This is a genomic window from Streptomyces broussonetiae, assembly GCF_009796285.1.
In the GTDB taxonomy this organism is placed as follows: Bacteria; Actinomycetota; Actinomycetes; order Streptomycetales; family Streptomycetaceae; genus Streptomyces; species Streptomyces broussonetiae.
Genome location: NZ_CP047020.1, coordinates 3,711,883 through 3,734,819 on the forward strand (window position 1 = coordinate 3,711,883; position 22,937 = coordinate 3,734,819).

Annotated in this window: 21 protein-coding genes and 2 pseudogenes; 9 read left to right on the top strand and 14 right to left on the bottom strand. The window is 71.9% G+C overall.

The annotated features are described in order from the left end of the window. Window positions 1–61 precede the first annotated feature (61 nt). A complete protein-coding gene (locus tag GQF42_RS17220) occupies window positions 62–1,525 on the top strand; it encodes a carboxylate--amine ligase (protein WP_233273374.1) in 1,464 nt (487 codons plus the stop codon). Then, on the top strand, window positions 1,525–2,781 hold the full coding sequence (locus tag GQF42_RS17225; protein ID WP_158920909.1) for an FAD-dependent oxidoreductase: 1,257 nt from the start codon (window positions 1,525–1,527) through the stop codon (window positions 2,779–2,781). The genes GQF42_RS17220 and GQF42_RS17225 overlap by 1 nt, the downstream gene beginning before the upstream one ends. A 76-nt stretch (window positions 2,782–2,857) precedes the next feature. Here the strand turns inward: GQF42_RS17225 and GQF42_RS47260 are convergent, their stop codons facing one another. The 3 genes from GQF42_RS47260 to GQF42_RS17240 all read right to left on the bottom strand — a co-directional run bounded on the left by GQF42_RS47260 (window position 2,858) and on the right by GQF42_RS17240 (window position 4,777). Beyond that, on the bottom strand, window positions 2,858–3,700 hold the full coding sequence (locus GQF42_RS47260; RefSeq protein ID WP_158920911.1) for a chaplin: 843 nt from the start codon (window positions 3,698–3,700) through the stop codon (window positions 2,858–2,860). Between the two features lie 116 nt (window positions 3,701–3,816). After that, window positions 3,817–4,044, bottom strand: a complete 228-nt coding sequence (locus GQF42_RS17235; RefSeq protein ID WP_158930251.1) for a chaplin — start codon at window positions 4,042–4,044, stop codon at window positions 3,817–3,819. A gap of 316 nt (window positions 4,045–4,360) precedes the next feature. Then, a complete protein-coding gene (locus GQF42_RS17240; protein WP_158920913.1) occupies window positions 4,361–4,777 on the bottom strand; it encodes a rodlin in 417 nt (138 codons plus the stop codon). Window positions 4,778–5,038: 261 nt separating this feature from the next. On the opposite strand from GQF42_RS17240, the gene GQF42_RS17245 reads away from it, so the two are divergent. Together GQF42_RS17245 and GQF42_RS17250 are read left to right on the top strand one after the other, a co-directional pair. After that, complete coding sequence (locus tag GQF42_RS17245; protein ID WP_158920915.1) at window positions 5,039–5,452, top strand: rodlin; 414 nt, start codon at window positions 5,039–5,041, stop codon at window positions 5,450–5,452. A gap of 226 nt (window positions 5,453–5,678) precedes the next feature. Then, window positions 5,679–6,086, top strand: coding sequence for a rodlin (locus GQF42_RS17250; protein WP_158920917.1), 408 nt, complete (start codon window positions 5,679–5,681; stop codon window positions 6,084–6,086). Window positions 6,087–6,145: 59 nt separating this feature from the next. Here the strand turns inward: GQF42_RS17250 and GQF42_RS17255 are convergent. The 10 genes and pseudogenes from GQF42_RS17255 to iolC all read right to left on the bottom strand — a co-directional run. Continuing rightward, window positions 6,146–6,854 (bottom strand): annotated as a pseudogene (locus GQF42_RS17255) (AMP-binding protein); the annotation flags it as partial. A gap of 29 nt (window positions 6,855–6,883) precedes the next feature. Beyond that, window positions 6,884–7,015, bottom strand: coding sequence for a hypothetical protein (locus tag GQF42_RS46960; RefSeq protein WP_267906143.1), 132 nt, complete (start codon window positions 7,013–7,015; stop codon window positions 6,884–6,886). A gap of 19 nt (window positions 7,016–7,034) precedes the next feature. Continuing rightward, entirely contained in the window at window positions 7,035–7,886 is an 852-nt protein-coding gene (locus GQF42_RS17260; protein ID WP_158920919.1) for an ABC transporter permease, read from the bottom strand. Beyond that, window positions 7,883–10,531: an alpha/beta fold hydrolase gene (locus tag GQF42_RS17265; RefSeq protein WP_199272708.1), complete on the bottom strand. Its 2,649-nt coding sequence runs from the start codon at window positions 10,529–10,531 to the stop codon at window positions 7,883–7,885. The genes GQF42_RS17260 and GQF42_RS17265 overlap by 4 nt, the downstream gene beginning before the upstream one ends. Window positions 10,532–10,817: 286 nt before the next feature. Then, window positions 10,818–12,233 (bottom strand): APC family permease, encoded by a 1,416-nt coding sequence (locus GQF42_RS17270; protein WP_158920921.1) that lies wholly within the window; start codon window positions 12,231–12,233, stop codon window positions 10,818–10,820. A gap of 456 nt (window positions 12,234–12,689) precedes the next feature. Continuing rightward, window positions 12,690–14,192 carry a CoA-acylating methylmalonate-semialdehyde dehydrogenase gene (gene mmsA, locus GQF42_RS17275; protein ID WP_158920923.1) on the bottom strand — a complete coding sequence of 501 codons (1,503 nt, stop codon included), beginning with the start codon at window positions 14,190–14,192 and terminating at the stop codon, window positions 12,690–12,692. A 17-nt stretch (window positions 14,193–14,209) separates the two neighbouring features. Then, entirely contained in the window at window positions 14,210–16,090 is a 1,881-nt protein-coding gene (gene iolD / locus GQF42_RS17280) for a 3D-(3,5/4)-trihydroxycyclohexane-1,2-dione acylhydrolase (decyclizing) (RefSeq protein WP_158920925.1), read from the bottom strand. Next, window positions 16,087–16,926: a 5-deoxy-glucuronate isomerase gene (iolB, locus tag GQF42_RS17285; RefSeq protein WP_158920927.1), complete on the bottom strand. Its 840-nt coding sequence runs from the start codon at window positions 16,924–16,926 to the stop codon at window positions 16,087–16,089. Before iolB ends, iolD begins: the two co-directional genes overlap by 4 nt. 7 nt (window positions 16,927–16,933) lie before the next feature. Then, a complete protein-coding gene (locus GQF42_RS17290) occupies window positions 16,934–17,770 on the bottom strand; it encodes a Cgl0159 family (beta/alpha)8-fold protein (RefSeq protein ID WP_158930255.1) in 837 nt (278 codons plus the stop codon). A 107-nt stretch (window positions 17,771–17,877) separates the two neighbouring features. Next, a complete protein-coding gene (iolC, locus tag GQF42_RS17295; protein ID WP_158920929.1) occupies window positions 17,878–18,828 on the bottom strand; it encodes a 5-dehydro-2-deoxygluconokinase in 951 nt (316 codons plus the stop codon). Between the two features lie 390 nt (window positions 18,829–19,218). Between iolC and GQF42_RS17300 the strand changes: the two genes are divergently transcribed. Further along, window positions 19,219–19,419 (top strand): helix-turn-helix transcriptional regulator, encoded by a 201-nt coding sequence (locus GQF42_RS17300; RefSeq protein ID WP_158920931.1) that lies wholly within the window; start codon window positions 19,219–19,221, stop codon window positions 19,417–19,419. 58 nt (window positions 19,420–19,477) lie between these two features. Beyond that, the gene (locus tag GQF42_RS17305; RefSeq protein ID WP_158920933.1) at window positions 19,478–20,050 is read left to right on the top strand and encodes a GNAT family N-acetyltransferase; all 573 of its coding nucleotides are present in this window, start codon (window positions 19,478–19,480) and stop codon (window positions 20,048–20,050) included. On the opposite strand, the gene GQF42_RS17310 is transcribed toward GQF42_RS17305, so the two are convergent. Next, on the bottom strand, window positions 20,031–21,074 hold the full coding sequence (locus GQF42_RS17310) for a zinc-dependent alcohol dehydrogenase family protein (RefSeq protein WP_158920935.1): 1,044 nt from the start codon (window positions 21,072–21,074) through the stop codon (window positions 20,031–20,033). The genes GQF42_RS17305 and GQF42_RS17310 overlap by 20 nt on opposite strands. Before the next feature lie 114 nt (window positions 21,075–21,188). Here GQF42_RS17310 and GQF42_RS47705 point away from each other — a divergent pair. The 3 genes and pseudogenes from GQF42_RS47705 to GQF42_RS17325 form a co-directional block, all read left to right on the top strand. Beyond that, window positions 21,189–21,476: pseudogene (locus GQF42_RS47705) on the top strand (TetR/AcrR family transcriptional regulator); the annotation flags it as partial. Window positions 21,477–21,562: 86 nt separating this feature from the next. Continuing rightward, window positions 21,563–22,513, top strand: a complete 951-nt coding sequence (locus GQF42_RS17320) for a PrsW family intramembrane metalloprotease (protein WP_158920937.1) — start codon at window positions 21,563–21,565, stop codon at window positions 22,511–22,513. 92 nt (window positions 22,514–22,605) lie between these two features. Further along, window positions 22,606–22,845, top strand: a complete 240-nt coding sequence (locus GQF42_RS17325; RefSeq protein WP_158920939.1) for a heavy-metal-associated domain-containing protein — start codon at window positions 22,606–22,608, stop codon at window positions 22,843–22,845. The last annotated feature ends 92 nt before the right edge of the window (window positions 22,846–22,937 follow it).

Consider the following 22,937-nt stretch of genomic DNA (forward strand, 5'->3'; position numbering starts at 1 on the left):
GTTACGGCTTTCAGGTTGCCCAGGCCCCCGCACGGGCGAACGAAGGACAGGAACAACATTCGTGTCGCTGTTGGACATCCGGGTCCCCGCCGTGCTGCTGCGGATCGACCGGAATCCCTTTCATCACGGCACCCTCGGCGCCGTGCGCTCGCTCGGCAGAGCCGGAGTGGACGTACATGTCGTCGCCGATTCCACGGGAAGCCCCGTACGCAATTCGCGTTTCGTGCGCCAGCTGCATCCCCCGCCGTCACCCGGCGCGTCCCCCGGTGACATCGCCGCCGCCCTGCACCGGGTGGCGGTCCGCGTGGCGCGCAGGGCGGTACTGATCCCCCTCGACGACGCGAGCGCCATCGCCGCCGGCCGGCTGCGCGAGGAGCTGGCGCCCGCTTATCTGCTGCCGCAGCAGCCCGCCGCGCTGCCCGAACGCGTGGCCGACAAGGCGGAGCTGGCCGGGGTGTGCGCCGCCGCCGGCGTCCCGCATCCGGTGACCCTGATCCCGGACAGCGCCGAGGACGCGGCGGCAGCCGCCTGGCGGCTGGGGCTGCCGCTGGTGGCCAAGTGGAGCCGGCCGTGGCTGGTGCCGGCGGGCAGCGGGCTGCGCTCCACCGCGCTGGTGCGCTCGGCACGCGAGGCCCGGGAGCTGTTCCTGCGCAGCGCGGAGGCGGGCAGCGCGCTGCTGCTGCAGGCGTACCTGCCGCCGGGCCCGGACCGCGACTGGTTCTTCCACGGCTACGCCGACCGCACCGGCGCCGTCCGGGCCGGCGGCCCCGGCCGCAAGCAGCTGGCCTGGCCGCGCGGTGCGGGACTGACCGCGGTCGGCCGGTGGACACCCAACCCGCAGGTGCAGGCGCTGGCCGAGCAGCTCACCGGCGAGCTGGGCTACCGAGGCATCTTCGACCTGGACTTCCGCCGCTGCGGCAGCACCGGCCGCTACCACCTGCTGGACTTCAACCCGCGCCCCGGTGCCCAGTTCCGGCTGTTCACCGACGGCGCCGGACTGGATGTCGTACGGGCCCTGCACCTGGACCTGACCCACCGACCGCTGCCGGAGCAAGTGCCGCTTGCCGGGCGGGAGTTCGTCGTGGAGAACTACGCTCCGCTGACCGCGCTGCGCCCCGCGCCCCGGGGTAGGGAGCTGGCCTGGTACGCCCCGGACGACCGGGGCCCGGGCCGGGCGATGTGGGCTCTGTGGTGCCGGCACGCCGCGGCCCGCGTCACCGCCCGCCTGGCGTCCCGCCTCGTCGGTCTCCTTCACGGCCTCGTCCACGACCGCCTCGCCGATCACTTCGACGATCTGCTGCGCCGCCGCGCGTCGCCCGTGCCGGTGCCCGCACCGGCAGCGGCAGCCACACCGCACCTGGTGCACCAGGCGGGCCCCCAGGACCTCCCCCTCGGGCCGGCCGTCGGCGTCCGCGACGGCGTAACCGACTTCCCCGATCTCCCCGATCTCCCAGATCTCCCAGATCTCCCAGATCTCCCAGATTTCCCCGACTCCCGCGACGACGAGAAGGCGAGCAGCTGTTGATGTACGACCTGCTGGTGGTCGGCGCCGGCCCCTACGGGCTGTCCATCGCGTCGCACGCCGCGGCGGCCGGGCTCAGTGTCCGGGTCCTCGGCCGGCCCATGGCGTCCTGGCGCGACCACATGCCCCGCGGCATGTTCCTGAAGTCGGAGCCGTGGGCGTCCAACCTCTCCGATCCGCAAGGGCGTTGGCGCCTCGACGTCTTCTGCGCCTCGCGCGGACTCACGGCCCGGCACGCCGAGCCGCTCCCGCTGGAGGTGTTCGCCGAGTACGGCCTGTGGTTCGCGCGCAACGCCGCACCCCCGGTCGACGAGCGGACGGTGACCCGGGTGGCGCCCGGACCCGGCGGTTTCACGGCGGTCACCGAGGACGGCGAGACGCTCACCGCGCGGACCGTCGCGCTGGCCGTGGGCGTGCTGCCGTTCACCGAGATCCCCGCACCCCTGCGCCACCTGCCCCCGGCGCTGGTGACCCACAGCAGCCACCACGCCGACCTCGACCGCTTCCGCGGCCGGGACGTCACCGTCGTCGGCGGCGGCCAGGCGGCCCTGGAGACGGCCACGCTCCTCGCCGCACAGGGCACCCGGGTACGCGTACTGGCCCGGGCGGACCGGCTGTGCTGGAACGAGGTGCCCCCGCCGTGGGAACGCCCCTGGTGGCGTACGGTCCGCTCCCCGCACAGCGGCCTCGGCCCCGGCTGGCGGAACTGGTTCTACGCCGAGCGGCCCGGCCTGTACCGACGGCTGCCGGAGCGCACCCGGACCCGGATCGCGGCCGGCGCGCTCGGCCCTGCGGGCGCCTGGTGGGTGCGCGAGCAGGTGGAGCACCGGGTGGAGATGCTGCTCGGCCGGGAGATCGTGGCGGCCCGTGAAGTACCGGACGGGCTGCGCCTGGAGACGGTGGGTCCGAGCGGCGGTATGGGGTCGCTGCACACCGGACACGTCATCGCGGCGACCGGTTTCCGGGCCACCCTGGACCGGTTGCGGCTGGTCTCGCCCGAGCTGCGCGAGGTGCTGGCGACGGGCGCCGACGGGGCGCCGGAGGTGGGGGCGGAGTTCGAGTCGTCGTACCCCGGCCTTTTCCTGGCGGGTCTCGTCACGGCGGCCGGCTTCGGCCCGGCCATGCGGTTCGTGCACGGCGCGGCCTTCACGGCGGGCACGCTGGTGCGCGGGGTACGACGGCGGCTGCGCACGGGTCCGGCCGGCCGGTGGATCCCGGCCGGCCGACGGGAGGCTCCACTGGAAGTGCCGTTGCCGTGACGGTCCGCACCCCCGTCACGGCGGCGGCATCTTCTCGATGCGGCCTCGCGCCCCGTGGGACGCGAGGCTCCGCGTGCTACCGGAGTGCGGCGGCCCGTCCGCGCCGGTACAGCATCGCTCCGGCCGCGATCAGCGTGGCGCTCGCGGCCGAGGTCGCGAACATGGTCCGGGCGTCCCCGCCGGTGTGCGCGAGGGCGGGCGGCTGCCCGGGGCGGTGCTCGCCACCGCCGTGGTACGGCGGGATGGTCCGGCTCTCGGCGGGAGGCGCCGACCGGCCGCCGACGGGCGGCGAGGTCGTACGACCGCCGGGCGGAGGTGTGCTGTGATGGCTGCCGGGCGGGGTCTTCTCGCCCCCGCCGTGGGGCGGAGGTGTGGTCTCGCCCTCTCCGTACGACGGGGGTGCGCTGGTGGGGCCGGGGCTCGGTAGGTCGCTGCAGCCGCCGAAGTCCCCGTGGCCAAAATGGCGACCTGAGTCGCCGTTGCCCGAGTCGCCATGACCGGAGAAGTCGTATCCGGAGAAGCCGTGCCCCGAGAAGTCGTATCCGGCGAGGTCGTCACCGGATGGGGCGTCGGAGCCGCCGTGCGCGTGGCGGTGGGGGCTTCCGTGGCTTCCGCGGCTGCCGCCGTGACCGCCCTGGCTCCTGTGACTGCCGTGGGCACGGTGCTCGGAACCCGGCCCGGTCGCGCAGGAGTTGCCGAACACCGGGTTCAAAGCCGCAGCCGCGTCCACGGAGTTGCCGCAGACGTTCACCGGGACGTCCACCGGCACCTGGACGTCGTTGCCCGACAGCAGGCCGGGCGAGCCCTGGGCGGCGCCGTGCGCGCGGGTGTCGGCGAACGCGGCGCTGCCGCCGTACAAGGACAACATGCCGGTCGCGGCGGCGGCCACGACGATGCCCTTGCTGAGGGTCTGTCGCAATCTCGTTGTCTTCCTGCTCGAAGATGTGGGAAGGCCGGCCCCGGACACGGATCGACGGATCAGCGGTCCGAGGCCGGCCAGAACGCAGCCGGTGGCTGGTGTCGGGGTGCGGAGTGTCAGCCGTTCACGCAGGTGTTGCCGAACGTCGGGTTCAGCAGAGCGATGACGTCGACGGTGTCGCCGCAGAGGGCGACCGGCACGTGCGCCGGGATCTGGACCGTGTCGCCGGACACGACACCCGGGGAGTTGATCGCGGCGCCCTCGGCACCGGCGTCCGCGAAGGCGGGAGCCGCCCCGCCCAGGGCCAGGATGGCACCGGCGACGACAGCAGCGCTCTTCTTCATGAGTTTTCCCTTCTCTGCGGTCATGCCCCTATGACGGCCGAAACCGAGCGAGCACAGCTTCAACGGCTCGCACCATGACCGGCAGGCTGTAGAACGAGGGACAGACAAGCGAAGAAACTATGGAACACGCGCCGTCCCGGAATTCACTCGAACGCCTTCACGGAATTGACACATCGCCGACCGTGGGGCGAAATGCGGCTCCGGCGCAAGGGAAACACTTTTCCGAAAAGCGCGGCCAAAGGGCGGAAAAAGGCCGCCCGGGCAGCGGCACCGAAGATCCGGCCTGTCGCCCGGGCGGTGCGATGACCGGCCCGTATCAGTGCTTTTCGTTGTCGGTCTGGGAAGCCAGGAGGGAAACGTCGTCCAGGGTCTGCGAGAGCGGCTCGTCGCCCTTGGCCTGGGTGGAGTTCTCGGTGCACTGCTGGTTCTGCGGCGAGGACAGGATCGGGATGTCCTGGACGCCGACGTTCACGAACCAGGCGGCGACCGACTGGACGTCGGCCTTGGCCGGCAGGCCGACGCAGAGCTTGTTGAGCGAGCCCTGGACCAGCGCGCCCTGCGGGCTCATGCTGCCCTTGGTCACGGAGTCGCCGAACGTCTCCTTGGCATCGTTGCCGCTGAACGACGTGGTGCCGGTGTCGTTGCCGATGGCAAGCGCCTGGGGGGCCACCGCCGCCGACGCACCGATGAAGGACGCGGCGACCGCCGCCGCGGCCATTGCCTTCTTCAACATTTCGCTTTCCTTTCCTGGCTCCTCGCCAAGACGCACGTTCCTGCCCCCGCATCAACCGGATCCCGGCGGATTGGTTGCGCAGCATCACCCGATCGGATCGTTCGAGCGGACGGATTCGGTGGAATTTTGCGTCCGGCGTACGCGGCACATCGCACGCCCCTGACATGGGCCATCGGAGTGAAAACCAGCAACCCTTCAGGGGATGAGGAGTTGATGCAGGGCGCTCCGATGGACGGGGTTTATCCAGAAGGGAATGCGTAAGTGATCAAGAAGGTTCTGGCTTCCGCCGCGATCGCAGCCTCCGTCGTCGGCGCCTCGGCCGCCGTCGCGTCGCCGGCCCTGGCCATCGGCAACGACAGCAACACCACGTCGTTCAGCGGCAACGACGCCTCGCAGGCGTTCGGCAACTCCGCGACCTACGGCAAAATGAGCCCGCAGATGGCGCTCATCCAGGGCTCGCTGAACAAGCCCTGCATCGGCCTGCCGGCCAAGGTCAACGCCCAGTCGATCGCCGCTCTGCTCAACATCGGCGTCCAGGACATCCCGATCCTGTCCTCGCCGCAGAACCAGCAGTGCACCGAGAACTCCACCCAGGCCAAGGGCGACGAGTCGCTCTCGCACGTCCTGGACGACATCTCCGCCCTGGCTTCCCAGAGCGACAACGAGAAGCACTGACCCGGAGACCCCTCGGGCCCGAATGGGCACGCCCGAAGGGCCGTCGGCCTCCCGGCGGCCCTTCGGCCTGTCCGCAGCGCACGCCTTCCCCGACCGCAAGCAGCGTTTGTGCACTCATCGCACCGCACTGGTCCGTTTGGGGCAAAGGTAGCAACCCGGGGCAGGGCAACAGCGTTGACGATCACGCAACTCCTCCCCGGAGTCCGCCTTTCGAAAGGGAACGATCATGAAGAAGCTGTGGGTAACCGCGGCTGCCGCCGTCTCGGTCGCCGGTCTCGCCGGTGTGGCGGCCCCCCAGGCCCTCGCCAACGGTAACGACCACGGCACCACGTCGTTCAGCGGCAACGGCGCCAAGCAGGAGTTCGGCAACTCGGCCACCTTCGGTGACATGAGCCCGCAGCTCTCGCTGATCCAGGGCTCGCTGAACAAGCCCTGCGTCGGCCTGCCGGCGAAGCTCAACGCCCAGTCGATCCTCGCCGCGGTCAACGTCGGCGTCCAGGACATCCCGGTCCTGTCCTCGCCGCAGAACCAGCAGTGCACCGAGAACTCCACCCAGGCCAAGGGCGACGAGCCGCTCTCGCACGTCCTGGACGACGTCTCCGCCCTGTCCACCCTGAGCGACAACAAGGGCTGAGCGATCCCGCTCCACGACGGCGGGTCACCGGTGTTCCGGTGACCCGCCGTTCGTGTGTCCTACCTCCGGTAGAGCGCCTCGATCTCCTCGGCGTAGGCGGCCGTCACCGCCTGCCGCTTCACCTTCAGCGAGGGGGTCAGCAGCCCGTTGTCCTCGGTGAACTCCCCCTCGACCAGCACAAAGGCCCTGATGGACTCGGCACGTGGGACGGCCTGGTTGGCGTGGTCGACCGCCTTCTGCACCTCCGCGCGCAGCCGTTCGTCGTGGACCAGCCGGGACAGCGGGGTGTCCGGCGGCAGTCCGCGTCGCCAGCCAGTGGGCGACCGCCTCCGTATCGAGGGTGACCAGCGCGGCGACGAAGGGGCGGTTGTCACCGACGACCACGCACTGGCCGACCGGCGACCGGCTGCGCAGCCGGCCCTCCAGGACGGCCGGGGAGACGTTCTTGCCGCCGGAGGTGACGAGGATGTCCTTCTTGCGGCCGGTGATGGTGAGACAGCCGTCCTCGTCCAGCGCGCCGAGGTCGCCGGTGGCGAACCAGCCGTCCGCCAGCACGGCGTCCGTGGCCGGTGCGTTGTTCCAGTACGCCCCGAAGACCACCCCGCCCTTGACCAGTACTTCGCCGTCGTCGGCGAGACGCACGGCGACGCCGGGGACCGGCAGGCCGACCGTGCCGGGGCGCGGGCCGAGCGGGGGCACGATGGTGGCGGCCGCGCTGGTCTCGGTCGGACCGTAGCCCTCGTGGACGATGATCCCGGCCGTGGTGAAGGAGTCGTGGCCCGGCTGCGCCGTGCGTTTCACGCCCTGGAGTCAAGACGGAAGGCGGCGTCCGTGCCCTGGGCGCCCACGCTGCAGTCGGCCTGCTCCGGGCCGCCGGTGACGACGAACATGCGGTCCCCGTCGGCCCGTTCTTCCCGGTCATGGGTCATGGGTCATGGCGGGGATTCCCTAGGAGACCACGTCCTTGCGGGCGAAACCTCTGAAGGCCAGGGCGAACAGCACCAGGGCGTAGGAGACGGAGATCGCGCCGCCCTGGATCATGCCGGACCACTCGGCGTGCGGCTGGACCGCGTCGGCCCACGCGAACTGCCAGTGCGCGGGCAGGAAGTCACGCCAGTGGCCGAGGGCGGTGACGGCGTCGAGGACGTTGCCGACGATGGTCAGGCCGACCGCGCCGCCGACCGCGCCGAGCGGGGCGTCCGTCTTCGTGGACAGCCAGAACGCCAGCCCGGCGGTGACCAGTTGGGACACGAAGACGTACGCCACGGTCACGGCGAGCCGCTGCACCGCCGTGCCGGTGTCGAGCGCTCCGCCGGTGGGGATCTGCAGCGGGCCCCAGCCGTAGGCCGCGGTGCCGACGGCGAGCGCCACGACCGGGAGCAGCACCATCGCGGCGAGACTGAGCCCGAGCGCCACGACGAGCTTGGACCACAGCAGCCGGGCCCGGGGCACGGGCGCGGCGAGCAGATAGCGCAGCGAGGACCAGCTGGCCTCCGAGGCCACCGTGTCCCCGCAGAACAGGGCGACCGGGATCACCAGCAGGAACCCCACCGACACGAACAGGTTCACCGCGGCGAAGTTGGCGCCGGACGCGGTGGCCTGGTCCATGAGGGTGATCCGGCCCGTCCGGTCGTGCGGGGTGCCGATCGCGAAGGCGATCAGCAGCACGAACGGCAGCAGAGTGAGGATCGCGCCCATGACCAGGGTGCGGCGTCGCTTGAGCTGGCGGACCAGCTCGACCCGCAGGGGCAGGGTGTGCCGGGTCTGATAGCCGGAGGCGACCTCGGTGAGCGTGCTCATGCGGAACCTCCTATCAGGGTCAGGAAGGCGTCTTCCAGGCGACGGTGCGGGCCGACCGAGGCGACGGGCACATCGAGGCGCACCAGCTCCACGACCAGCTGCTCGGCCGTGCCGCCCGGCTCCAGCCGGACCAGCAGTCCGTCGTCGGTGCGCACGGCGGAGGCGACGCCCGCCAGCGCGTCCACCTTCTCCACGACCGGGTCCTGCACGGGCGTGGCGGTGCCGACCAGCAGGGTGTCACCGGAGCCGACGATCTCCCGGACCGGGCCCGCCTGGACGAGCCGGCCGCGGTCCATCACGACCAGGTGGGTGCAGGACTGCTCGACCTCGGCGAGGAGATGGCTGGAGACGATCACGGTACGGCCGGCGGCCGCGTAGCGGATCATCACCTCGCGCATCTCGCGGATCTGGGGCGGGTCGAGACCGTTGGTGGGCTCGTCCAGGATGAGCAGGTCGGGCAGGCCGAGCATGGCCTGGGCGATGGCGAGGCGCTGGCGCATGCCCTGGGAGTACGTACGCACCGCGCGGGCGAGTGCGTCGCCGAGCCCGGCGATCTCAAGGGCCTCGTCCAGGTGGGCGTCCTCGGGCGGGCGGCCGGTGGCCCGCCAGTACAGCTCGAGGTTCTCCCGGCCGGACAGGTGCGGCAGGAAGCCCGCGCCCTCCACGAAGGCGCCGACCCGGGACAGCACGGGCGCGCCGGGCCGCACGGCGTGACCGAAGACCCTTATCTCGCCGTCGTCCGGGGTGATCAGGCCCATCAGCATGCGCAGGGTGGTGGTCTTGCCCGCGCCGTTGGGTCCGAGCAGGCCGAGCACCTGGCCGCACTCCACCCGGAAGGACAGCTCGCGCACCGCGTACCGGTCGGTGGACTTCGCGTACCTCTTGCTCAAGTCCCTGATCACGAGCGGGACTTGGGACAGCTCCGGGTCGGGCGCGGGGGCGGTGGTGCGGCGGCGGCCGGTGAGTACCAGGGCGAGCGCGAGCGCCGCGCCGGCCGCGGGCAGCCACCAGACCCAGGCGGGCAGGGGCGCCGCGGCTGTGGTGACGGCGGGGGCCGTCGGCACGCTCAGGGCACCCTTGAGGGAGACGGTGTAGGTGGCCGGGGTGGCCGGGGAGGCGTAGCCGAGGTCGGTGGAGGCGAGGACCAGGCGCAGCCGGTGGCCCTTTTGCACCTGGTGGTCGATCGCGGGGAGGGTGAGGGTGACGTCCTTGCCGGCCTTGGCCCCGGTCACCCGGAAGGGCGCGACCAGCTGGGACGGCAGCACCTGCTGGGTGCCGTCGGGGCCGACGTCGTAGACCTTGCCGAACAGGACGGCGTCGTCACTGGTCGAGGTGATGTGGACGGTGGCGGTCGGCGTGCCGGTGATCTGCAGGTCGCGGGTGAGCCGCGCGGAGTCGAACCTGGCGTACTGGCCGGGGAAGTCGAGGGAGACACCGACGCCGAGCGCGGACAGCTGCGACAGACCGCCGGAGCCGCCGAGGCCGGGCAGGGCGGAGACACCGGGCGGGCTGGCGCCGGCGGGGTTGGCGACCTTCTGGGGGCCACCGGTCAGGGCGACGGCCCGCTGGTGGTCGTGCAGCCCGGGGTAGGAGTCCGCGCTCGCGCCGCGCAGCTGGGCCGTGCCGTCGTTGGAGTTCACGCCTCCGGTGCGGGTGATGCGGAAGGCCGGGCCGGTGGCGGCGTTCTTGTCGCCCTTGAGATAGCGGTCGAACCACGCCTGTACGCGTGCCTGGACCCGGGCGGTCTCCATGTCGCCGCCGTCGTGACCGCCCGCGATCCAGTCGACGTCCACGGGGGCGCCGCTCGCGCGGATCGCCTTCTGGGCGGCGTCGGCCTGGGCGAGGGTGAACAGCGAGTCGGTCTGGCCCTGCACCAGCAGCGTGGGCACCTTGATGCGGGCGGCTACGGCGGACGGGGAGCGTTCCTCCAGGAGGGTGCGGGCGGCCTGGTCCGGGGTGCCGGACTCGGCGACCCTGTCGTACATCCGGCACAGCTCGGGGGTGAAGCGGGCGCAGCCGCCGGCGGTGTTGAAGAAGACGCCGGCCCACAACTTCTTGAACACGCCGTTCGGGAAGAGGGCGTCGGCGAGGTTCCAGTAGGTGATCGCCGGGGCGATGGCGTCCACCCGGTGGTCGTATCCGGCGGCGAGCAGGGAGATCGCGCCGCCGTAGGAGCCGCCGGCCACGCCCACGCGCGGGTCGCCGGGCTTGTCGAGCTGGACCTGGGGCCGCTTCGCCAGCCAGTCGATGAGCCGGGAGACGTCGGCGACCTCGCCCTTGGGGTCGTTGAGCCCGATCTTCCCGGTGGACCTGCCGAAGCCGCGCGCTGACCAGGTCAGGACCGCGTACCCGTCGCGGGCGAGGTCCTCGGCCTGGCCGCGCATGTCGTCCTTGCTGCCGCCGAAGCCGTGCGCCAGTAGGACGGCCGGGTGGCGGCCGGTGCCGGCCGGGGTGAAGAAGGAGGTGTCCAGGCGGCCGCCGTCGACCGCCATGACCTGGTCGGTGCGGTGCACCGGCGGCGGGCCGCCGGAGGCGGCGGCCGTCCAGGTGCCGGCCCCGGCGAGCACCACGACGGCGGCCGCGGCGGCCACCAGCCGCCGCGGCCCTGTGAGCAGCCCTCGCAGCGAGAGCCGGCGAAGATCCATGCCCTCAACGGTACGGGCCCGCACTGACAACCGACGGATCCCCCGGGGTGAACCCCGGCCCCTCCCTGGGAAGTACGGGGCTGCTCCCCCGTACTTCGGGCGCGGTATGCGGAGCCGTGGAATCCGTGGGGTCACCGCCGTCACCGAAGTCACCGTTGCCGAGCATCCGTTCGACAACCCGGTGCGCACCGGGTGGGCGGTGCGTTTCCTCACCGCCGCGCGACACCGTCCGCTGCCGGTGTGCGCGGACGGGTCGCGGTGGCGGCGCGGGGGATCCGAGGCGGCGTCACGCCGCTGCGGCCTCCGGGGACTCCGCGTCCTCGGGGATGGACACCAGCCACCGGGTCTCGCGGCGCGGGCGCAGGTAGAAGGCCCAGTAGAGGGTCGCGACGGCGGTGATGGCGCCCGTCCACAGCAGGTACGACGGGTCCTGCTCCACGAGGATGTAGACGAGGACCGCGATGAGCAGGACCGGCATCGCGGGCCACAGCGGCATCCGCCAGGCCGTCCGGGTGCCGTGCGCTCCGCGCCGGGCGAGCAGCGCCGCGATCGCGACCAGCAGGTACAGGCCGGTGACGGCGACGCCGGTGACGCCGTACAGCGTGTCCAGGTTCACGAAGCAGAGGAAGGCGCCCGGCACACCGACCACGAGGGTGGCGACCCATGGGGAGCCGAACCGGCCGAGCCTGGCCAGGGCGTTGTTGACCGGGGAGGGCCAGGCCTTGTCGCGGGCGGAGGCGAAGAGCACACGGGAGTTCTGGATGACCATGACGATGCCCGCGTTGATGATCGCGAGGGCGACGCAGAGGCTGACGAAGGTGCCGACGGCCGAGTTGCTCCAGGCGATGACCATGCTGCTGATGTCGCCGCCGGTGAGGGACTTGAGGTCACCTGCGCCCAGGGTGATCGCCACGACCGGGACCAGGATGACCACGCTGGAGATGGCGAGCGTGGCGAGGACGGTGCGGGCGACGTTGCGGCGTGGGTTCTCCAGCTCCTCGGAGAGGTAGACCGCGGTGGAGAAGCCCTGGGTGGCGAAGAGGGCGATGGCGAGCCCGGAGAGGACCATCATGGCCGTGACGGGGTCGACGTGGGCGTGGGCGCCCGCCAGCTGCATCGAGCCGAGGCTGCCGACGCCCCGGTGGGAGTGGGTGAAGCCGAGCAGGGCGACGACGCCGGCGGCGACGACCTCCAGGACCAGGAAGATGCCGGTGATCCAGGCGTTGGCGCGCAGGTCCAGCAGTCCGGCGAGGGTGGCCGCGAGCATCACGCCGGCGCCCGTGAAGGACGGGTCGAGGTGGACGACCGGGGCGAGGTAGTCGGCGGTGCCCATCGCGATGACCGGAGGGACGATCATCACGACGAGCAGGGACATCACGAAGGCCAGCCAGCCGGCGAGCCGCCCGGCCAGCGTGGAGACGATGGCGTACTCGCCGCCGGCGCTGGGGATGAGGGTGCCCAGCTCCGAGTAGCAGAAGGCCACGGGGATACAGAGCAGTGCGCCGATGGCGAGGCACAGAGCCGTCGCGGTGCCGAGACTGGAGAACAGATCGGGCACGATCACGAAGAGCGTCGAGGCGGGCGTGACGCAGGACAGCGTCAGCAGGGTGCCGCCGACCACGCCGATGGAGCGCTTGAGCTTCTGGGGGCTGCCCGAAGCGTCCAGGACAGCGGTCCCGGCGGGGCTGAGCGTGTCGGTCATGCGGCGGTTCCGATCGACTCGTTCGACTGAGGGTGGGGGTCGGGAGCGCTATCGCCTCCGGCGGATCGTGGTGCGTTCGTCTTGTCCGCTCCCGGCGCTGCCATAGAGAACCCCGACGAAAACCACCACGTCAATGGCCGTTAACCTTCGGAATCCGCACCTGCGAAGAACCTTGCTTCGCATCACATTCACAGGTGACGGAGCCCTATTGGCGCATCCATCAAGCCTTTGCCGACTATGACCTTGCTTTCAAAGGTCATCCTCACGTAACCCCTTCGTCACCCGTTTCGTCCGGCGTAAACGGGAACCGCAGCCGACGCGTCAAAAAAATGTCAGGGCGTCCGGTATCCGGACGTCCAAACTGGTCGCGTTCATGACACTGCGATAGCGGGGAAGGGTGCCGAACACACCGGCGCCCCGCCCTCCGGCGCGGGGAGGGCGGGGCACCGTACGACGTCAGTGGTTGCGCGGGAAGCCCAGGTCCACGCCCGCCGGGGCGTCGGCCGGGTCGGGCCAGCGCGTGGTGACGACCTTGCCGCGGGTGTAGAAGTGCGTGCCGTCGTTGCCGTAGATGTGGTGGTCGCCGAAGAGCGAGTCCTTCCAGCCGCCGAAGGAGTGGTAGCCCACCGGCACCGGGATCGGCACGTTCACGCCGACCATGCCGGCCTCGACCTCCAGCTGGAAGCGGCGGGCTGCGCCGCCGTCCCGGGTGAAGATCGCGGTGCCGTTGCCGAACGGCGAGGCATTGATGAGGGCCAGGCCCTCCTCGTACGACTCGGCGCGCAGTACGCACAGCACCGGGCCGAAGATCTCGTCCTGGTAGGCCTTGGCGCTGGTCGGCACCCGGTCGAGCAGCGAGATGCCGATCCAGTGGCCGTCCTCGAAGCCGTCGACGCTGTAGCCGGTGCCGTCCAGGACCACCTCGGCGCCCTCGGCGGCCGCGCCCGTCACGTACGACGCCACCTTGTCGCGGTGCGCGGCGGTGATCAGCGGGCCCATCTCGGACGTCGGGTCGTTGCCCGGACCGATCTTGATCTTCTCGGCGCGCTCGCGGATCTTGTCGACCAGCTCGTCACCGATCGAGCCGACCGCGACGACCGCGGAGATGGCCATGCAGCGCTCGCCCGCGGAGCCGTAGGCCGCGGAGACGGCCGCGTCCGCCGCGGCGTCCAGGTCGGCGTCCGGCAGGACCAGCATGTGGTTCTTGGCGCCGCCCAGGGCCTGCACGCGCTTGTGGTTGGCGGAGGCGGTGGTGTGGATGTAGCGGGCGATCGGGGTCGAGCCGACGAACGACACCGCCTTGACGTCCGGGTGCTCCAGGAGGCGGTCGACGGCCACCTTGTCGCCGTGCACGACGTTGAAGACGCCGTCCGGCAGACCGGCCTCGGACAGCAGCTCGGCGATCTTGATCGACGCCGACGGGTCCTTCTCGCTCGGCTTGAGCACGAAGGTGTTGCCGCACGCGATGGCGATCGGGAACATCCACATCGGGACCATCGCCGGGAAGTTGAACGGCGTGATGCCCGCGACGACGCCGAGCGGCTGGCGCAGCGACGAGACGTCCACCCGGTTCGCGACCTGCGTGGACAGCTCGCCCTTGAGCTGCACGTTGATGCCACAGGCCAGGTCGACGATCTCCAGGCCGCGCGCGACCTCGCCGAGCGCGTCGGAGTGCACCTTGCCGTGCTCGGCGGTGATCAGCTCGGCGATGGCGTCGCGGTTGGCGTCCAGCAGCGCGCGGAACTTGAAGAGGATCGAGGTGCGCTGGGCCAGCGAGGACTGGCCCCAGGTCAGGTACGCCTCCTTGGCCGCCGCGACCGCGGCGTCCACCTCCTCGACCGACGCGAACGCGACCTTCGTCGTGACCGCGCCGGTCGCCGGGTCCGTGACCGGCCCGTACGCACCCGACGCCCCTTCGGCGGTCCTGCCGCCGATCCAGTGGTTGACGATCTTCGTCATGCCCGGGAACTCCTTACTCACAGATGGCGGCGTCGGGTCGAGACGTGCCGTTCGTACAGCTCACGTGCCTTGACCGCGGACGATCGGGTCGCGGTCTCGGCCACAGGAACATCCCACCAGGCCTGCGCCGGAGGCGCGCCCGACACAGTGTCGGACGTTTCGGTCTCCACGTAGACACATGTGGGAGTGTCGGCGGCCCGCGCCTCGGCGAGTGCCGTACGCAGGTCCGCCACGGTCTTCGCGCGCAGCACCCGCATTCCGAGGCTGGCCGCGTTGGCGGCGAGGTCGACGGGCAGCGGGGCGCCCGTGTAGGTGCCCTCACCGGTCGGGAAGCGGTACGCGGTGCCGAACCGCTCGCCGCCCACGGTCTCCGACAGCCCGCCGATGGAGGCGTACCCGTGGTTCTGCAGCAGCAGGATCTTGATCGCGATGCCTTCCTGCACGGCGGTCACGATCTCCGTCGGCATCATCAGATACGTGCCGTCACCGACCAGCGCCCACACGTTGCGCTCCGGCGCGGCGAGCTTCACGCCGATCGCGGCCGGGATCTCGTAGCCCATGCAGGAGTAGCCGTACTCGAGGTGGTACTGGTCGCGCGCCCTGGCCCGCCACAGCTTGTGCAGATCGCCGGGGAGCGAGCCGGCCGCGTTGATGATGATGTCGGACTCGTCCACCAGGGCGTCCAGGGCCCCGACGACCTGCGGCTGGGTCGGCCGTACGTCGATCTCGTCGGCCTCGAAGCAGGCGTCGACGCGCTGCTCCCAGCGCTCCTTGTCCTCGGTGTACTCGGTGACGTACGGCTCCGGCACCTTGTGGCCGTGCATCACCAGCGCCTCGGTCAGCTCGCCCAGGCCGCTGCGGGCGTCGGCGATCAGCGGCAGCGCGGCCAGCTTGTGGCCGTCGAAGGGCGCGATGTTGAGGTTCAGGAAGCGGACGTCCGGGTGCGCGAAGAGGGTGCCGGAGGCGGTGGTGAAGTCGGTGTAACGGGTGCCGACGCCGATCACCAGGTCGGCGGTGCGGGCCAGTTCGTCGGCGGTCGCGGTGCCGGTGTGGCCGATCCCGCCCACGTCCTGCGGATGGTCGTGGCGCAGGGAGCCCTTGCCGGCCTGGGTGGAGGCGACCGGGATCCCGGTGGCCGACGCGAACTCCGCGAGGGCCTCCTCGGCGCGGCTGTGGTGGACTCCGCCGCCCGCGACCACGAGGGGCCGCGCGGCGGCGCGGATCGCCCGGACCGCCTCGGCCAGCTCGACCGGGTCCGCACCCGGCCGGCGCACGGTCCACACCCGCTCGGCGAAGAACTCCTCCGGCCAGTCGTAGGCCTCCGCCTGCACGTCCTGCGGCAGGGCGAGGGTGACCGCACCGGTGTCCACCGGGTCGGTGAGCACCCGCATGGCCTGGAGCGCGGAGGGGATCAGGGCCTCCGGGCGGGTGATGCGGTCGAAGTACTTCGACACCGGGCGCAGGCTGTCGTTGACGGACACGTCACCCGCGTACGGGACCTCCAGCTGCTGCAGCACCGGGTCGGCGGGGCGGGTGGCGAAGACGTCGCCGGGCAGGAGCAGCACCGGGAGGTGGTTGACGGTCGCGAGGGCGGCGCCGGTGACGAGATTCGTCGCACCGGGGCCGATCGACGTCGTCACCGCGTGCGTGGACAGGCGGCCGGACTGGCGGGCGTAGCCGACCGCCGCGTGCACCATGGACTGCTCGTTGCGGCCCTGGTGGTACGGCATCACCTCGGCGTACTCGACCAGCGCCTGGCCGAGCCCGGCGACATTGCCGTGCCCGAAGATGCCCCAGGTGGCGTCGATCAGCCGCCGCCGCTCGCCGTCCCGTTCGGTGTACTGGGCGGCCAGGAAACGGACGAGTGCCTGGGCGACGGTCAGCCGGGTCGTGGTCATCGGTACCCCCCTGTGCTCTCTACGTGATCCGGGTGGAAGCAGATCCGCCACTCCCGGGTCTCGCCCGGGCCCGCCATGACGTTCAGGTAGTACATGTCATGCCCGGGCTGGGCGATGGACGGGCCGTGCCAGCCGTCGGGGACGAGGACGGTGTCGCCGGAGCGGACCTCGGCGAGGACGTCGCAGCCGCCCTCGCGTGAGGGGAACACGCGCTGATATCCCAGTCCGTTCGGGCCGTCGATCTCGAAGTAGTAGATCTCCTCCAGCGCGGACTCCTCGCCCGGCCGGTGCTCGTCGTGCTTGTGCGGCGGGTACGAGGACCAGTTGCCGCCCGGCGTGATCACCTCGACGGCGATCAGCCTGTCGCAGTCGAAGGAGTCGGCTGCGGCGAAGCCCCGCACCTGACGGGCGCAGTTGCCGCTGCCGCGCTGCTCGACGGGGACCTCCGGCGCGGGGCCGTAGCGGGCGGGGAGTCGTCGCTCGCACTTCGCTCCTGCCAGGGCGAAGCGGCCTCCCGCGCCGGAGGCGATCTGGACCCGGGCGTCCCGGGGAACGTACGCGAAGTCGGAGACCTTCGCGAACACACTTTCCCTGCCCAGGAGTTGGAACTCGCCCTTCTCCTCTGCCGCGGTCTCGATTTGTACGGTACATCCGCCCCGCAGGGGAAGCACGATCCACTCGCTGTCCCCGGTGGTGAACGTATGGGTGCCACCGGGCGTCAACTCGACCACACGCAGACTGCTGTGCGTCCAGCCGGCCAACTTGGGGTCGACGTCGACGGCGTACCGGGCGTTCGCGGTGGTGCCCCTGGGCAGATGCAGGTCGGTGCTGTTCATGCGGCCCTCACAGCAGTCCTACGGCGGTGTCCACGGCGGCGGCCACATCGCCGTCCGCCGGGTACAGCAGCGAGCGGCCTACCACCAGGCCGCGCACGGTGGGCAGTTGGAGCGCGCCGTGCCACTTCTCGTACGCGGCGACCTGGTCCTCGGGCGAGTCGCCGATGTCGCCGCCGAGCAGGACGGCGGGCAGCGTGGAGGTCTCCATCACCCTCGCCATGTCGTCGGGGTTCTCGGTGACGGGCACCTTCAGCCAGGTGTAGGCGGAGGAGCCGCCGAGGCCGGAGGCGATGGCGATGGACCGGGTGACCGCCTCGGCGGACAGGTCGTTCCTCAGCCTCCCCTCGGGTGTACGGCCGCTGATGAACGGCTCCACGAAGACGGGCAGCCGGCGCGCGGCCATCTCGTCGATGGCCCGGGCGGCGGACTCCAGGGTGGTCAGCGAACCGGGCTCGTCGTAGTCGATGCGCAGCAGCAGCTTGCCCGCGTCGAAGCCGAGCCGCTGGATGTCCTCGGGGCGGTGGCCGGTGAAGCGGTCGTCCAGTTCGAAGCTGGCGCCCTGCAGGCCGCCCCTGTTCATCGAGCCCATGACCACCTTGTGGTCGAGGGCGCCGAGCAGGAGCAGGTCGTCCAGGATGTCGGCGGTGGCGAGCACACCGTCCACACCGGGGCGGCTCAGCGCCAGGCAGAGGCGTTCGAGCAGATCGGCGCGGTTGGCCATGGCGAGCTTGCGGTCGCCGACGCCGAGCGCGCCCCGGGCGGGGTGGTCGGCGGCGACGATCATCAGCCGGCCGCCCTCGTTCAGCAGCGGCCTGCGGGCCCGGCGGACGGCGGCCTCGGCGATCGCCTCGGGGTGGTGGGTACGGACGCGGACGAGTTCGGCGACGTCGACCCGGGGGCGCCGGCCGCCGTCCCCGCCCTCGGTGTGCGCGCCCGCGACACGGCCGGCCCTCACAGCACCGCTCCGGCCTCGAGCGCGGCGGCCACCTCGTCCGGGGTGGGCATCGCGGAGGAACACTCCAGGCGGGAGGCGACGATGGCGCCGGCCGCGTTGGCATGTTTCATGATCGTCTCCAGGTCCCAGCCGGCGAGGAGGCCGTGGCACAGGGAGCCGCCGAAGGCGTCTCCGGCACCCAGTCCGTTGAGGACGTTGACGGGCAGGGGCGGGACCTCGGCCGACTCGCCCGAGGCGGCGACCGCGAGGACGCCCTTGGGTCCCTGCTTGACGACGGCGATCTCGACCCCCGCCCGAAGGAGCGCCCGGGCGGCCTCGTGCGGCTCGCGCACGCCCGTCGCGATCTCCACCTCGTCCAGATTGCCGACGGCGACGGTCGCGTGCCCAAGGGCCTCTGCGTAGAAGGGGCGGGCCTCGTCGGGGTGGCTCCAGAACATCGGGCGCCAGTCGAGGTCGAAGACCGTGATGCCGGACCTGGCCCGGTGGGCGAGGGAGGCGAGGGTCGCCGTACGGCTCGGTTCCTCGCTCAGGCCGGTGCCGGTGACCCAGAAGATACGGGCGTCGCGGATGGCGTCGAGGTCCAGGTCGTGGGCGTCGATCTCCAGGTCGGGCGCCTTGGGCCGGCGGTAGAAGTAGAGCGGGAAGTCGTCCGGCGGGAAGACCTCGCAGAAGGTGACCGGGGTCGGCAGGTGCGGGACCGGGGTGACCCAGCGGTCGTCGACGCCGAAACCGCGCAGCGCCTCGTGCAGATAGGCGCCGAACGGGTCGTCGCCGGTGCGGGTGATCACGGCGGTGTGCCGCCCGAGCCGGGCCGCGGCGACCGCGACGTTCGTCGCCGAGCCGCCGAGGAACTTGCCGAAGGTCGACACCTGGGCGAGCGGCACACCGGTCTGCAGCGGGTAGAGGTCCACTCCGATCCGCCCCATGGTGATCAGGTCGTACGCCATCGGCTTCCCTTCGTCACGGCTCTTCCCGGTTTTTTAGCCGCGCAAGCCGAGCCTGTCAATGTTTTGTCCAGACATACGGACCAACTCTTGGCAGTACGTCCCGGGCGCCCGCACGCCGACGCCCTGGACATCGTTGTCACACTCCCCACTCTCCCGTACCGGGATCCGATCGGCGCCCGACAGCTTTGTGGTGGCTCTGTCACAAACGCGCCCCCTGTGTCACATGTGTCGCATGTACGCGGGCTGTGCGTCACACCCGGTCTACAGGCACTGCCCCTTGGTCACCCTGTGTCGTTCACCGTGCGCAGGCTGGTGATCGCCAGCGCAGCGCCCGGCTCCCCCGACGGCCTTCCAGGCCGCCGCCGCGGCGTGCGCAGGGAGGTGCAACTCATGACCGACCGCAGGCTCTGGTCATACAAGGAGATCGCGGCGCACATCAAAGTGCAGCCGGACACCGTACGGTCCTATCGCAAGCACGGGCTGCTCCCCCAGCCCGACCACGTGGAGGGCGGCAAGCCCTACTGGTACGCCGACACCGTCCGCGCCTGGGTCGCCTCCCGGCCCGGCAACCGCGGCCGCCGGTTCGACTGACCCGGCGCCGGAAAAAATCTCCTGTGCCCCACCGCCGCGGTGGGGCACAGTGCTGGCCATGCCGACCATGGATTTCTCCGTCAAACCCCTCCTCACCGGCGAACGGACCGTGCTGCGCCCCTTCACCGCCGACGACGCCGAGCCGATGTGGGAGATCATCGGCGACCCCGAGGTCGTCCGCTTCACCTTCGAGCCGAGCGGCGACCTCACCCTGGAGCGGCTGCGCTCCCATTACGGCGAGCGCACCGCCGAGCCCGACCGGCTGGACCTCGCCGTCACCGACCCCGCCACCGGCGAACTGCTCGGCGAGGTCGTCCTGTACGACGTCGACCGGCAGGCCCGCAGCTGCACCTTCCGCACCCTGATCGGCCCACGCGGCCGGGGCCGGGGCGTCGGCACCGAGGCGACCCGGCTGATCGTCGGCCACGCCTTCGAGCAACTGGGTCTGCACCGCGTCCGGTTGGAGGTCTACGGCCACAACGCCCGGGCCCGGCGGGTCTACGAGAAGGTCGGGTTCGTGGTGGAGGGCGTACGACGCGAGGCCGCCCTGCGGGACGGCGTATGGGTGGACGAGGTGGTGATGGCGGTCCTGGACCGGGAGTGGGCGGCGCTCAGCTCCACGGCTCGATGACCGTCACGCCCGCGCCCGGCGCCGAGCCCATCGCCGCCAGGGCCCGAGGGGCCGCCTCGAGCGCAATCGTGCGCGTCACCAGCAGGTCCGGGCGCAGTGTCCCGGCCCTGACCAGCTCCAGCATGCGGGGATAGGCGTGCGCGGCCATGCCATGGCTGCCCAGCAGCTCCAGCTCCAGGGCTGTGGCGCGGGCCAGCGGGACAGGGGTCGTGCCGTCGGCCGAGGGCAGCAGGCCGACCTGGACGTGCCGGCCCCGGCGGCGCAGGCCGTTCACCGAGGCCGCGCAGGTGGCCGGGGAGCCCAGGGCGTCGAGGGAGAGGTGGGCGCCGCCACCGGTCAGCTCGCGGACCGCCGCCGCCGTGTCCGGCGTACGGGACGCGTCCACGCACTGCGCCGCCCCGAACCTGCGCGCCAGCTCCAGCGCCTCCGGCGAGACGTCCACGGCCACGACCCGGGCGCCCGAGGCCGCCGCGATCATCACGGCGGACAGCCCCACCCCGCCGCAGCCGTGCACCGCGACCCACTCCCCCGCCACCATCCGGCCCTGCTGCACCACCGCGCGAAAGGCGGTGGCGAAGCGGCAGCCGAGGCCTGCGGCGGCGGTGCCGGCCATGTCGTCCGGGATCGCGACCAGGTTGACGTCGGCGTGGTCGAGCGACACGTACTCGGCGAAGGAGCCCCAGTGGTGGAAGCCCGGCTGGGTCTGGCGCTCGCACACCTGCTGGTCGCCCGCCGCGCAGGCCGGGCAGGTGCCGCAGGCGCAGACGAACGGCACGGTGACCCGGTCGCCGGGCCGCCAGTGCAGCACCCGGGAGCCCACCGCCTCGACGACACCGGCCAGTTCGTGCCCGGGCACGTGCGGCAGCTCGATGTCGGGGTCGTGGCCCATCCAGCCGTGCCAGTCGCTGCGGCACAGGCCGGTGGCCTCGACCCGGACGATCACCCCGTGGGGGGCCGGGTGGGGGTCGGGCAGCTCACGCACCTCGGCAAGCTCCCCGTACCGCTCGAACACCACTGCGCGCATCCGTGCCCCCACTTCCCGGCCGACCTGTTCCTGCGGAACGCTAGCGTTCCACGGACGTTGCCGGTTGTCGGCCGCCGGCCGTCTGCGGCTGATCTCCCCCCGCGGCGGAACCGCGCGCTGATGCACGGTCCCGACCTGCCCGGCGGGATCACCGACGCGCACGACCAGCTGCACACCACGCTGATCGGCCGCATCGAAGTCCTGCTCGCCTCTCTCGCGCCCGACGCCGCCCCGGCCGACGTCACCCGCACGGCGCACGTGTGCCTCGGCATCTACAAGGCCGGCCTGGAGCTGGTCCTCACCCACGAGGGCGCCGAGCGCACCGCCTATGTCCAGGAGATCAAGGACGTCCTGGTCCGCTACCTGGAACCACTGGTGGGAGACCGCCTCGGCCACGGGTGACCCCGGGGAGCCGCCCGCACTGCGGCGCCCGGCACATCTGCCTAGAGTGCGGATGAATCGCCCAGCAGCCGCCCGAGGGGTCCCCCGTGAGCCACTCCCCGCCGCCCGGCACGCCCAAGGCCCGCATCCCCGGCCCGCAGCAGCCCCCGCCGCCGTACCCGCGCATCCGTGCGGGACTGTGGCGGCACTGCCTGGGCGGCGGGCTCGCCCTGTGGGCGCTGACGGCGTGGGTGACGTACGAGACGCAGAACAGCGCGCTGCTGCCGACGTTGGTCCTGCTCGGCAGCTTTCTGGTGCCGGTGGTCTTCGTGCTGTGGGCGTACGAGCGGCACGGCCGTGACCTGGGCGTCAGCGCGGTCCTCGGCTGTTTCCTGACCGGCGGCGCGCTCGGCGTGCTCGGTGCCTCACTCACGGCGTCGTATCCGCTGCGCCCCGCCCTCGAGGTCTTCACCGGCGCCGGACCCATCGAGGAGGCGGCCAAGCTGGCCGCGCTCGTGTTCGTGCTGCGCGGCCGGCCGGGCATCCGCGGCACGCGCGCCGGGCTGGTGCTCGGCGCGGCCGTCGGCTTCGGCTTCGCGGCGCTGGAGAGCGCCGGGTACGCCTTCGCCACGGCCGCCACGACCGCGGGCGTCGGTCTGCGCACGCTGCTCGAGACGGAGATCCTGCGCGGGGTGCTCGCCCCCCTCGGGCACGGCCTGTGGACCGCCATCGCCGGCGGCGTCCTGCTGTCCCGGCGCCGGCCGACCGGGCACTTCCGCATCACGGCGCCGATCGCCGGCACCTGTCTGGGCGTCTGCCTGCTGCACGCGCTGTGGGACGCCACGCACGGCCTCGCGCTGTGGGGGACGGCCCGGCTGACAGGCGCCGACCTGGACCGGCCACTGTTCACGCAGGCACTTCCGACTCGGCCGAGCGCCGTGCAGGAGCACCTGTTCACACTGTTCTCGGTCGGCGGACTCGCCCTGGTGGCCCTGGGCGGGATCGGCTGGATCCGGTCGCTGGCACGCCGGGACCCCTCTTGGAGAAATACCCCCTAGGGGTATAGTGTGGGAAGCGTGGGAATCCTCGGCGGCCCCATCGGCCCGCACGGATCCCACCAGCCCCATACGCCTCGACGAGGAGTAACGACATGACCGCCCACACCGACACACCGGGTTCCGTCACCACCGTCTACAAGGTGACGGGCATGAGCTGCGGCCACTGCGAGGGCGCCGTCTCCGGCGAGGTCTCCCAGATCTCCGGCGTCAGCTCGGTGAAGGCCGTCGCGTCGACTGGCGAGGTGACCGTCGTCTCCGCGGCCCCGCTGGACGACGAGGCCGTGCGCGCCGCCGTGGACGAGGCCGGCTTCGAGCTGGCCGGCCGGGCCTGACCCTCCCGGCGCGAACCCGCCTCACCGGCAACGGGTGCGGCCCGCACGGGGCCGAAACCTTTCTTTCCCCGACCGGGCCGTACCGACCAGCT